The 11911-nt window shown below is 51.5% G+C and carries 8 protein-coding genes and 3 pseudogenes; 4 read left to right on the forward strand and 7 right to left on the reverse strand.

Annotated features, from left to right (window positions below; translation table 11 throughout):
- Window positions 1-327: 327 nt before the first annotated feature.
- The 5 genes and pseudogenes from GWG54_RS19700 to GWG54_RS19720 all read right to left on the reverse strand — a co-directional run bounded on the left by GWG54_RS19700 (window position 328) and on the right by GWG54_RS19720 (window position 3823).
- Complete coding sequence (locus GWG54_RS19700; RefSeq protein ID WP_245242888.1) at window positions 328-696, reverse strand: hypothetical protein; 369 nt, start codon at window positions 694-696, stop codon at window positions 328-330.
- A 152-nt stretch (window positions 697-848) separates the two neighbouring features.
- The gene (locus GWG54_RS19705; protein ID WP_167939353.1) at window positions 849-2180 is read right to left on the reverse strand and encodes a sulfatase-like hydrolase/transferase; all 1332 of its coding nucleotides are present in this window, start codon (window positions 2178-2180) and stop codon (window positions 849-851) included.
- A gap of 75 nt (window positions 2181-2255) precedes the next feature.
- Window positions 2256-2422: pseudogene (locus GWG54_RS21065) on the reverse strand (CopG family ribbon-helix-helix protein); the annotation flags it as partial.
- Window positions 2423-2798: 376 nt separating this feature from the next.
- Window positions 2799-3077 (reverse strand): HalOD1 output domain-containing protein, encoded by a 279-nt coding sequence (locus GWG54_RS19715; protein ID WP_167939354.1) that lies wholly within the window; start codon window positions 3075-3077, stop codon window positions 2799-2801.
- 56 nt (window positions 3078-3133) lie between these two features.
- Window positions 3134-3823: a helix-turn-helix domain-containing protein gene (locus GWG54_RS19720; protein WP_167939355.1), complete on the reverse strand. Its 690-nt coding sequence runs from the start codon at window positions 3821-3823 to the stop codon at window positions 3134-3136.
- Window positions 3824-4506: 683 nt separating this feature from the next.
- Here GWG54_RS19720 and GWG54_RS19725 point away from each other — a divergent pair.
- Together GWG54_RS19725 and GWG54_RS19730 are read left to right on the forward strand one after the other, a co-directional pair.
- Window positions 4507-5118 (forward strand): annotated as a pseudogene (locus tag GWG54_RS19725) (RNA-guided endonuclease InsQ/TnpB family protein); the annotation flags it as partial.
- 218 nt (window positions 5119-5336) lie between these two features.
- A complete protein-coding gene (locus GWG54_RS19730; RefSeq protein WP_167939356.1) occupies window positions 5337-6158 on the forward strand; it encodes an ArsR family transcriptional regulator in 822 nt (273 codons plus the stop codon).
- Window positions 6159-7032: 874 nt separating this feature from the next.
- On the opposite strand, the gene GWG54_RS19735 is transcribed toward GWG54_RS19730, so the two are convergent.
- Window positions 7033-7764 (reverse strand): SDR family NAD(P)-dependent oxidoreductase, encoded by a 732-nt coding sequence (locus GWG54_RS19735; RefSeq protein ID WP_167939357.1) that lies wholly within the window; start codon window positions 7762-7764, stop codon window positions 7033-7035.
- A 1364-nt stretch (window positions 7765-9128) separates the two neighbouring features.
- Here GWG54_RS19735 and GWG54_RS19745 point away from each other — a divergent pair.
- Together GWG54_RS19745 and GWG54_RS19750 are read left to right on the forward strand one after the other, a co-directional pair.
- Window positions 9129-9530: a carboxymuconolactone decarboxylase family protein gene (locus tag GWG54_RS19745; RefSeq protein WP_167939358.1), complete on the forward strand. Its 402-nt coding sequence runs from the start codon at window positions 9129-9131 to the stop codon at window positions 9528-9530.
- Between the two features lie 385 nt (window positions 9531-9915).
- Window positions 9916-11229 (forward strand): acyl-CoA synthetase, encoded by a 1314-nt coding sequence (locus GWG54_RS19750; RefSeq protein ID WP_167939359.1) that lies wholly within the window; start codon window positions 9916-9918, stop codon window positions 11227-11229.
- A gap of 29 nt (window positions 11230-11258) precedes the next feature.
- On the opposite strand, the pseudogene GWG54_RS19755 reads toward GWG54_RS19750, so the two are convergent.
- Window positions 11259-11843, reverse strand: a pseudogene (locus GWG54_RS19755) (RNA-guided endonuclease InsQ/TnpB family protein); the annotation flags it as partial.
- Window positions 11844-11911: the final 68 nt, after the last annotated feature.

Consider the following 11911-nt stretch of genomic DNA (forward strand, 5'->3'; position numbering starts at 1 on the left):
GCAACGTACCTATCTGTATCGTTCTTCCTGGTTCGACGCACGCCCAAAAATGAGAGTCTGTTCGGCGGACTGTTCTCGAATATAGCAGTCGACTAATGCTCACGATCGTCTCTTGAAAATCGAGTGATGAGAATAGAACTGTGGACGAAGATCGGTGGCAGCCGGGCGATATCGTCGGTGATCGGTTGCCAACGCTGAACGGTCACTCGGTGCGAAGCGAACGTGCAAGACAATACCATGGATTAGTAGTCCCGTCGGCGCGCTCGAGCGCAAGCGCCTCAAATTGAATCGGTACCTCACAATACCTCTAAAGACACGAATAGCTGTTCAGTTTCCAACCGAGACGTCCGAGAGCGTCACAGAGATGTTCTCGAGTCGGATATCGATGCTGCAGATCTCGTATGTGGTATCGTTGAGGCTGACGGCCACACCATCGCTCTGGAACGACGCCGGATCAATCTCGTAGGTGCGTTCATCGATCTCGTACGATGGGAGGGCCTCGCCCGATACCTTAACGTTCTCAATCGTGAACTCTTCATCCACGATCGTAACGCCGATGCTGCCGATCTGAGTTGCGTCGGTAGTGTCACCGGCGGCCGCGCCGACCGAGGCCATTCCAATTACGAAGATGAGTACGAGACCGAGGATGCCAAGACGTGTTATTTTGTGCATTTCAATTGTAGTGTATATAACCATTGAAATTATAGTGCGCGGTTCGGTCAAGAGGGTATCGAAGCATGTCTAACGGTCAGTCCGTCATTACTCTATTGAGACGGACGAGTATGCAACGTATCGTGTCTCAGACACCAGTAGATTCCCTTTTACTCGAGAGACATCATCAGTCTCTTTCAAATGTAGCCAAGTTCCTCTAACCTTGCTCGTACTTCGTCTGGAACGGCTACAGCTGATTGCTGAGTTGGAACTCGACGTTCGAGGGACTTCGTAATCTCCTGTAACTGTATCTGCGGCTCGTCCGGCACTGGGGATCCAGACTCACACCATCCATCAAGTGTTTCGTATCCATAGTAGGAACCGGGTCCAGCCAATCCTCGTAATGGCCGATCATACAAATTCACTAGCCGAGCAGGATACTCCTCGAACATCCGTTCTAGACGAGCCGATCGGAGACCTTCATACTCAACGAGATATGATCGATTGTCGATTTCATCGAGCAAATTTTGGCCGCGAGAGTCACTGTCTAAGTCCAGAAGATCAAAGAGCGTTTGATGAATATCGAGAATGCTTACTGTCTTCTGACAACCCCCGGACAATCCATTTCCGGATATTACTAGTGGTATATGCGTTAGTTGGGGATAGACGCCATGCAAATGACGCCAACTACTGTGTTCACCAAAGAGTTCTCCATGATCACTGAGTGTAATCACATACTCAAATCGCTCTGTTAGTTCCGCAAAGATGTGCTGATACTGATCTGCAAGGTAGTGTACTGAATTGTCGTATGCATCACGAACCGTCTGTCTGTCCGGTTCATTGGTAGTTAAGGTTGCAGCTACTTCGTCGTAAGATGCGTCAATATTACGATACGGTTCCGGAGGCGAATACGGGGCATGGGCTTCCATTAAGTTTACAAAAAGAAAATCTGCATCTCTGTATCGATCCTCTCGAAGAGACGCTAAGAACGTAGCTGCACCATCATCCTGAGTTCTATTTCCAAAAAAAGAGTCAATCGGCCAGTCAATAAGGCGTCTTCTCAGACCAGCTTTGATCGATGGAAGAATACGATAGTGACCAGCAGGAGTGTATTTCAACAATGTTGCATATTTTGCTAGTCCGGAACAACCATTATGAAGCAGTTCTTTCCATCCAGAAATACCTTTACTATTAGTATTTACTCGCCATGTCCCTTCAAAACAGTCGAATCCACGATCAAATCCAAAAACGGGTGAGACCATGAGATTCGCACTGAACGCATAGGTCGTATACCCCGTCTTAGAAAGAAGTTCAGCAAGGACAGGATCAGAACAGTCCAATCCTTCGGACTTCGCGTTCACACCTACTTCACTCGCGTATTTTCCAGTGAATAGTGAAGCATGTGCGGGCATCGTCCATTTTGCAGTTGACCACGCTTGCTCAAAGCGGCGACCAGGGAGCCAAGAAAAGTATTGATCAAACGCATCCTTGCACAGAGTGTCAAGTACAATGAGCGCGACTCGAGTCATTGAGTACGACTATCGATGGTACTCGCCAAAAAAGGCAACCTGGCTAATCTATAGATGCTCACAGTAGGTGATCCAATAATCGAAGGCCAGAACGGCGACGACCTCACCCGTGACCTCCTCAAGCTGTGAATGCCCCTCGATGTATTCCTGCGTCGCTCCTGCATCGCTTCACGAATTGCCCGCGAGCGAGAGTCCAATCCCTCCGCCTGCCAGGTCTCATCGAACTCCTCGAGAACATATATTCGTGATCGGAGGGACCGGACCCGTTCAAATCATCCGGTTCTGTCCTTTCTGACGGTATCCTAGAAGTTTCCTCATGATATTAACTACAGACACATCTATAGTGAATTTCCCGACACATAGATATGTGAACTGATCGCCCGGATCGACATCTAATTAGGGGTATTTCTATTAATTGTCGGTCATTTTACCTTCCATATCTGGATTTCCCAACTCGGATGATCAGTCGTCGCTGGGACTCTTAGGCTTCCTTCTATCTCGACATCGTTGGTGTCTGCTTCTTCTAAGACCGCTTGGAGAGCAGAACGAAATGACTCGGTGTCATCAATTGGTTTGTTATTTATCATGGGTTGTTTTACAAGCTGCTGAACCGCTGTTCTACGCTTCTTCTAAATGAGAGATGTGAACAGAGTTGGCGGTCACTGTTACACGATACACTAGATAGGTGAATTCAAGACATACTTTATTTTGATTTGCCTCATTTCTGGAGTGGAACTGAAAGAGGGAGTTCAGGGCATCAGGGTCGATATATTCGTAGAGTGGATCTAGTTCACTCGGATCACAATTTGATGCCTCTGCAACAGCAGCTATGATCGTATGGCTGATGCGGTCATCTTCACTACACGTATACTGAACAGGGGACTCTATACTTGACATCTATTCTCTATTGAGCACTCCATACGTGTGAGTCTCCGTAGTCAGTATCTGCGCGTTTAAGTGCCATCCCGTTCAGCCAACGATTGGCTATCGATAGCGTCGGTATCTGAACGGACCGTCTGTCCAATAAGAGTATTTAGTGCTCGCCGCAGTCGCCGCCCGAGCGCAGATGACGTGACTTCCACCTCCTCGGCCAACTCTTCGAGTGTGATACAGCGAGGATTGTTAAAGTAACCGCGTTCATGCGCTCGAACGAGTACATCATACTGAGCAGGAGTTAATTCGAACCGTTCAGCCGGGTCATCCGGTTTTTCCTGATAGAGGCGGTGAAGATGAAACGGGATATTTTCCTCTTCGCAGGCTTCACGGTACGCTTTGAGCGCTTCCAGAGTTGGAATACGAGCGCGAAAGCGGGTTTCCTCATATGTGGTTGTTACGTCAAGATACACCATATCGTGCTCAGCCGCTTTTGGATACAGTAATTCCTGTATAGCATCTTCGGGGTACGTTACACGATATAACCGTCGGTCATCGAGTTCAGTGAGACACACATACTCTTTGGTGGTAGGGTCAGTTTGGAGTGCTGATTCGAAAGTATCGAAATCGTCACCAGAAGCCCAGAAGACGTGTTTCCCCTCTCCCGCCTGGGTCATATGTATCTCCTCGGTATGAAACACCATCTCTGGGACTGCTTCGGCTTCCCTCATGAGTGGCGAGACAATACTGAACTCAGCGATCAAACTCATCTTCCCAATCCTTGTATCTGAATCACCTGTCTGGGTACGTTGAACCCACTATACAACGCCGATGATAGTTCCCAGCCACGTCTTTCCCCGTCAGCAATACCTGATTGCATCCAGTCCTCACGCAAGAGATGTTCTGTTGTCATATGGACGTCTAGCAGGGTGCATCACACCAGGGGTATTGAATCCCCAGTGAATCTCTTAGCTATATTACAGAAACACAACTGATAACGTCTCATCACTAGTCAGTCAATAAGTGAGACAATAGAGAGTGGCTATTTAACAGATAATTAGTGAAGGACACTTGCTGAAACACAATTTATAGCATTCTATCGTTCAACTCTAGATACTACCTCTTGGAGGTCAACACAATTGGTACACGAGTCGTTCTGTACTCCTCTTTCCGAACTTTGTAATCGTTGATACGGAGGGGTTCTGAGAGGCGAAGCAATCAACCAGGTCTGTGCCGATTCGCGAAACATCTGGGCCGGCACAAGTTATGTATCTGGTCAAAGCCGGTATTCAGGAGGTATAGTGGACCGAGAGGGGTACCCCTTGAAGGCAGAACTCGAGGAGTTATGGCACCTACTGGAGTACGTCGGGGAAGACGAGGCCCGGATCGAAGAGGTGGTACGGATCGCGGCGGTTGACTGTGGATTCTACCGTGATGTGCGCGATCTCTATGAGCACCAAAAAGCCCCGACTTGTCCGACAAACGCGACCAGCTGGAACGCGAGCAACGCAAACTCTCGCGGAAAGAACACGGGTCGGCGAACTACTGCAAGCAATAGCGTGTCGTCGTCAAACGTCACGCCAACTTGAAGCGAAAGCGCCGGGGCTTCCTGCACAGGCTCTCGAACCACTATACTCGAGAGTACGACCTTGTGACCGTCGAAGATCTCGACGCCAAGGAGGTGATGGAACTCCCGTCGAACAGCCGCAACCGTGCCGGAGCAGCGTAGGGAATGTTCCTCCGCCTGCTCGAGTACAAGTGCGAGCGCGAAGGAACGCACTTCACGGCTGTCGATCCGGCTGGGACGACCAAAGAGTGTGCGGCATGCGGTGTCTCGACCGACAAACCGTTGTGGGCCCACGAACACTCCTGTCCCTCCTGTGGCTTCATCGCCGACAGGGACTGGAACGAGACTTGGAACTTTCTTTCTCGCGGTGTCGAACAAGTAGGAGCGGGACGCTCCGAATCAATACCTGTGGAGACTGTGCTCCCTACGGGAACCACTTCGGTTCTTACAAAGCGCGTTTGTCGAGATTCCCTCGACAGGCTGTCAGACGCAGTCTGACAACGTCGTTGAATCAGGAAGCCCCACCCACAAGCGCAAGCCGTCAGGCGAGCGGTAGGGTGGGGTAGTTCACTGAATCGACCGCTACGTAGAGGTGCTTGTTGAGCATTGACGGGAGATGAGATAACCACTAACGAACGCTGATAGACTATAATTCAATAACCGTGTGTTTGGAATGAGGCCTCCTCTTTATTGCCACCCAGGAGTATTTGCTGGTAATGGACTCGCAGGACGAAGAATTGATTCGCCTTCTCACAGATAGCACGAACCGAGCGATTTTAACCGTTCTCAATGAGGCCCCTCATGGACTCTCTGTGACGGAGATTGCTACCCACCTCATCTCGGAGAACGGGAAAGAACGTGACCAGATGACCATTTCACTCCATCACAACTATCTTCCTCGACTTGTGGAGGCAGGACTGATCACGTACGACCGCGGTGAAAACATCGTTACTGCGAGGAACGAGATGGCAAGTAGCGCCGAGTGGATGGACACAGACGTACTCAACGAACTGATCTCACGGTTTCAGACGAGACACAGAACAGACGAAAGTACCGTGGGGCGCCTCGAGGGTCGTAAAGATGTGTACGACTACTGCCGAGAGTTGGCCGATAGAGCTGAAGACGAACTGTTTCTGATTTACGCCTCCGACGAACTGCTTGATGAGGAGTGTCTCCCGTATGCAGAGAGGGCTATTGAACGGGGTGTTGAGTTCCACGCTGGGACGAAAAACAAAGAGGCACGGGAGTTCTTTCGGGAGTATCTGCCAGAAGCGACGATATGGGACCCACAGATGGATTGGATGTACCAACAGGCGAACTACCCCAAGGTAAGCCGACTAATTGTTGCTGATCGAGAGAAAGTCGCGGTCGGTCTCTGGAACGAAGATGCAGATGGAACGAAAACAGAGATCGCGATGGACGGTGAGGGAAAGACCAATCCCTTGGTGGTCCTTATCCGTGAACTGCTCGGTCCTCGGTTGGATCATCTTGATTACCAGAGTGACGAGTTCCTTGAAGGTCTACCGTTTGAAACCTAACCACCAGTATCTACTGTGGGTGAGGAATCGATACGTGGTTCACCTATCTTCTTTAGGCAAGAGAATCCCGTCGTTTACGACGGGCGTGAATCGCCGCACGGTAGATTTACGTGTTCTGTGGCCGTACTGGGTGCTGACCGATGCGGCACGTCCGCGCTCATGTCGAGACAACCGGGCAATATTGGCGTTCCAAACCGAGTCTCGCGGGTATCCCCCGCGTGATAGGCGAGGATACCGACGTAAAACAAGCCAGATAACTCCGAATCTTGCTGGATAGGAGTAACGGCCACGTGGCCCGGCCAGCACCCCGTCGGGTATTAAACCGTAAATCTCCCAAATCAGCAAGCCCTCGCTTGTGGGCAGCCCCGCCGTTTACGGCGGGGAGGAAGTCACACTGAAGGATTACCATCTTCGCAAATCGTCCTGAATTTGGTGCTCCATTCGCGCGTTGTACTTGTCACACTGCTTCTGACAATAGTTGTTCGTTCGGTTTCTTTACGTTAGCTGAACATCTACCAAACTCCCTAATTAACGGTTAGCAAGATAGTATAACACTGTTATATCTAGTCGACGTATGTCATAGATCCATCTCCAAAGAAATTATGTTCATAAAAATTATATTAAACAGGCTACTGAATGGGTCTGTGCATCGCCAGTTACGCCAGCTGGCCCTCTAGAATGGTTACCCAGTGAGTTGGGTTGTTGGCCTCATGGATGCTGGCAGCCCGGTTTGCATCGGCCCAGTCAGTGAACTCCTGATCGAGTGTACACCGATCACACTGTAGCTGGTATGCCATATGGCAACGTTCAACTCAGAGCTGCTTAATGGTATCCAGTAACTCCTCACCTTAACTGTGCGATTTACGCTGAACTGTTAACGGAACTGCATGCCACCGTTGACATTGACGATTTCGCCCTGCACGTGATCGTTTTCCAACAAGTACTCTATAGTGTGAGCGATGTCCTCGGGCTGACAGGCATACTCGGGGAGGTGTGTACCGAGGTCCTCGTGTCCTCGAAACTCGACCGCTTCTAAGTGCTCGAGGATCGTCTCGTTCATAGCGGTGTCAACAGGACCAGGAGCGACAGCGTTGACTTGGAGTCCCTGGCTACCGTATTCGCGTGCCAGTGAACGAGTTAATCCGTGGAGACCCGCCTTGCTTGCCGCGTAGCTAGCGTCAACTGTACCACCAGTTCCTCCAATACTGGAGACGAATACGATGTCACCGTCCGGTTCAAGGTAGGGGATCGCTTCACGAGTAACATAAAATGCCCCAGTGAGGTTCGTATCGAGGACTCGGCCCCATTGTTCGTCATCGATTTCGGTTGCGAGATCCGGGTCGACGATACCTGCGTTGTTGACGAGTGCGTCAAGGCCACCGAGTTCGTCAACGACCTCAATAATCATCGATTCGACGGCCTCGGAATCGCGGATATCAGCCTTCACAGCGATTGCATCGCTACCTTTTTGCGTAGCTGCTTCGACCACCTCCGCAGCATTATCAGCGGAAGTTCGATAGTTGACTGCGATGTCGTGGTCCTCTGCAAGCGTTAGTGCGATTGAACGCCCAATGCCCTGACTTGCACCAGTAACAAGTACTCTCATTCTACGGTTAGTTGTACGACCAGATGAGCGCTAAAGGTTGCTATCTTCGAAGGTGCTTCTTTTGATGTTTATATACATTCATAAGGGGGATCAGATCATCCCTGCGCATATCGAATCCAAATTTTGAGTCGTATCTATGAGCTGTCAACTTTAACTCAATAAGATGCTCAATTCGACACTGCAAACGACTGCAGCACAGTTAGGTAGTTATCACCCAATCATCGAGACGTCGCTACAGAGCGTTTACCCCAAGATCGCGTCTGTGGCGGTGTTTCCACCCCCTCTTCCCCACCCCCGTTCAATAACGAAATCGGAACTCAAAGAGATTCAAGGATCACCGAGAGAGGAGTTTGCCGATAAAATCTGAGATCATGACTAACCCTCGAGTGCTGTTCCGGCTTGTCGATTAGAGAAAATTTCTTCTAGACCTAGTGAGGATGGCTCCGCCATCGGAACACGGGCAACGCTCCGTTATGCTTCCGGGTGATCGTACCGGTGGAGCCCGTACTTGCCTGTCCGCATCACCCAGTGCCGGCCATCAAATTCGAGAAGATCGCCATTTCTGACCGCTATCGAGACGAGATCCGGGATATTGGTGTTGAAGATACTGTGGTCACGCGCTAGGTCCGTGATTTCCTCGAGGATAGCACCTGGGTTCTGTGCTACAACCTCCAAGAGCCGGTCGTATTCCTCTGATATGTGTCAGGATATTCGGTACATAGCGATTGTTTCTGATCCGCAGGCAGGACAGGCTTCGGTGTCCTTCTTCACGGAGGTGCCACAGTGCCGACATTCGTACACGACTTCTGGCTGCGTTATCCAGGACAGCACCTGGTCTACGTATTCAAATAGCATAGATACAGGGAATTACTTTGAATTCACGACAACCCGACATTTTGGGCACTCAGAGTATACTGCTGGTCCTGTCGCTGTTTCGTATTCATGGAACACGTTGGTCGTCGTTATTTCGGCCTGGCAGAGCGGGCATGTACCGAGGGCTGGTGGGTTCGCCGTGAACATGGATGGGTAGAGGTAGTGTGTGGAGAAGAGGGAGCGTGTGACTTCGACAGGGTGGTGGTATGTCTACTCCCTCTATTACCAGTCTTGGCCCTGGATCTGTATATAGGCAAGCCAACCGCAGTGAAACTGAAACTCGAAAGCTGGTGACTGGTCTGCCAAGGAAGAATATAGTGTGGGTGGCTGGACAACTGGATTGGGCAGCGAATACTCGGAACCAGTTATAGATTATTTTCACCAGAAAGAACTAAGTAATGTATTGGGGTAAGTAACATGGTGCCCGATACCAGCAGTCATGGTATTGAGCACAAAGCTCCGTTCTAACGAAGAACAGGAGGTGAGAGACCATGGCAGCAAAGCAAACACAACAGGAGATGGAGGAGTATCTCGGACAGGTACCGAGTTGGATGGAGATGCTTGCAGAGCCAGCCAGTGATCATAGCTGGGGAATCTTTCGGGATCTCGGGCTCGGAGAAACTGAGCTCTCTCCACGTGAAAAGGCACTCGTCGAGGTGAGTGCAGCCGCTGCAATGAAGTGTCCGTATTGCACCTACTTCCACAAGCAAGAAGCACAGCTGGCAGACGTGACAAAGGATGAACTCGAGGAGGCGGTGAACCTAGCCGGTGTTACCGAGTATTTCTCGACAGTACTCCACGGAAACGAGGTCGACTACGACGATTTCGTTGCTGAAACGGACGAGATCGTTGAGTACATTAAAGAACACGAAGCAGCACCAGCAGACGACTGAATTGACCATTCTCGCAAATCAAGTCTAAGATCAGACAGTAACAATTCCAGATATACCTATAAACTAATACGCCGACCAATAATCTGCTTCCGAAGAGCGATGGCGGAAATCGAGCTGAGTGCGCTTCGCACCCAGTGCCTCAATTGACGCATTCCTGACGCGACGACACTCCGAACGGAGGTCGCCGCGTGGGAACCTGAGCGCAATGAGATTCCCGTCTCGATCGATTGGCAGTTCACCGCCGATGATGCTTGAACGAAGCCGGCTCTATCCAACCATCAAGAAGAAAGAAGAGGATTAGGCTATTCACGCTTGCGAGCGCACTAGTTGCAAGTTTCGTCAATTTGGGGTGATGTTTATCACCAATGATGTGTGTCCTGATAACATGGATACATCGAAACGACTCGACGCGTATCACTTTTACGAGAAAGAGTGGAATAGTTACGAGCAGCTACGTGATTCGTTCGAATGGGAAGTGCCAGACCGGTTCAACATGGCGGCATACGTCTGTGATCGCTGGGCGGATACCGACGATGATCGAACAGCCATCTACGCTGAAAACGCCGATGGACGAGAGTGCCGGTTTTCGTACGCGGAATTGCGCGACCGGACGAATCAGTTGGCGAACCATCTCGCCGCACGAGGCGTTAGTCGTGGCGACCGAGTTGGCGTGAATACTCCTCAGAAGCCGGAGACCGTTATCACGCACATCGCTGCGTGGAAACTCGGAGCTGTATCGATTCCGCTCTCGACGCTGTTCGGTGTCGACGCACTCTCTTACCGGCTCGACGACGCCAACGCGGTCGCCTGCGTTGTCGACGAGTCGAACGTCGACACCCTCCGAGACCTCCGAGACGATATCGATTCGCTAGAAACGGTACTTACCGTAGATGTGGATAATCCCGAGCCACAAGAGACTGATTTCCGGGACGCGATCGAGGGGGCGTCATCCGATCGAGACGTCGTCGAAACCGACGCCGAAGACGATGCGATCATTATCTACACGAGCGGGACCACTGGCAAGCCGAAGGGCGTCGTCCACGCCCACCGCATGCTGCTCGGCCACCTTCCATTGTTCCTCACGACTTTCTGTAACCTCGAACTCGAAGACGACGATGTTTTTTGGACGCCCTCTGAGTGGGAATGGGTCGCCTCGCTGTTCGATGTGGTCTTTACCATGCTCTACTACGGGAAGCCGCTCCTCGCGTACGCCGGCGGCCAGTTCGATCCCGGGGAAGCCTTCGACCTAATTGCGAAGTACGGAGTGACGAACCTCTTCGCACCGCCGACGGCCCTCCGAATGATGATGTCCGTCGAAGACACCCAGGAACGATGGGATGTTGACGCAGTACGAGTCGTCTCGAGCGGAGGCGAGTCGCTCGGACAAAGTATCGTCGATTGGGGAGAGGAAACGTTCGGTGGCACAACCGTCCATGAGGGATACGGCCAGACCGAAGCGAACCTCACTATCGGAGATTGTACGGCCCTCGCTACGTTCCGAGAGGGAAAAATGGGGTTAGCCGCCCCTGGCCACGATATCCGGATCGTTGATCCCCAGACTGCCGAGCCAACGATCGAGAACGGTGAAACAGGTGAAATCGCTGTTCGATACGAGAACAACCCCGTCTGCTTCAAACAGTATCTGAACAAACCCGGTGAACTACCCCACCCTACCGCTCGCCTGACGGCTCGCGCTTGAGGGTGGGGCTTCCTGATTCAACGACGTTGTCAGACTGCGTCTGACAGCCTGTCGAGGGAATCTCGACAAACGCGCTTTGCAGGAACCGAATGGGTCCCCGTAGGGAGCGCAGTCTCCACAGGCGTTGACGAGAGCGGAGCTCTCGTCCGCACATCAGGATCGCCTTGCGATTCTGAGGACGTTGATTCGGAGCGTCCCGCTCCTAACTGCTTGATACCGCGAGAAAGAATGTTCCAGGCCGCGTTCCAGTCCCTGTCAGCGGTGAATCCGCACGATGGACAGGAGTGTTCGCGGACCCACAGCGGTTTGTCGGTCGAGACACCGCAGGCTGCACACTCTTTGGTCGTCCCGGACGGATTGACGGCGACGAAGTGTGTGCCTTCACGTTCGCACTTGTACTCGAGCATTCGGAGGAACGTACCCCATGCTGCACCGGCACGGTTCCGAGAGTTGCCGTCAAGTTCGACCAGACCTTTTGCGTCAAGGTCTTCGACCGCGACGAGATCGTACTCTCGAGCGTAGTAGTTCGAGAGCTTGTGCAAGAAGTCTCTGCGCTTGTTCTTCAGGTTGGCGTGACACTCGGCCACACGACGGCGTTGTTTCTCGTAGTTACTCAGCTTTGCACGCTAGCCTCGGTTGTTGAGTGAACGAAGAGATGGTCGATCTCGGTCATGAGGTCATC

It is taken from the genome of Natronococcus sp. JC468, assembly GCF_012163165.1.
Lineage (GTDB): Archaea > Halobacteriota > Halobacteria > Halobacteriales > Natrialbaceae > Natronococcus > Natronococcus jeotgali.

Coding starts and splice junctions, on each gene's coding strand:
- GWG54_RS19730 (WP_167939356.1), top strand. CDS start 5,337: ATGGACTCGCAGGACGAAGAATTGATTCGCCTTCTCACAGATAGCACG.
- GWG54_RS19735 (WP_167939357.1), bottom strand. CDS start 7,764: ATGAGAGTACTTGTTACTGGTGCAAGTCAGGGCATTGGGCGTTCAATC.
- GWG54_RS19745 (WP_167939358.1), top strand. CDS start 9,129: ATGGCAGCAAAGCAAACACAACAGGAGATGGAGGAGTATCTCGGACAG.
- GWG54_RS19715 (WP_167939354.1), bottom strand. CDS start 3,077: ATGTCAAGTATAGAGTCCCCTGTTCAGTATACGTGTAGTGAAGATGAC.
- GWG54_RS19700 (WP_245242888.1), bottom strand. CDS start 696: ATGGTTATATACACTACAATTGAAATGCACAAAATAACACGTCTTGGC.
- GWG54_RS19750 (WP_167939359.1), top strand. CDS start 9,916: ATGGATACATCGAAACGACTCGACGCGTATCACTTTTACGAGAAAGAG.
- GWG54_RS19720 (WP_167939355.1), bottom strand. CDS start 3,823: ATGAGTTTGATCGCTGAGTTCAGTATTGTCTCGCCACTCATGAGGGAA.
- GWG54_RS19705 (WP_167939353.1), bottom strand. CDS start 2,180: ATGACTCGAGTCGCGCTCATTGTACTTGACACTCTGTGCAAGGATGCG.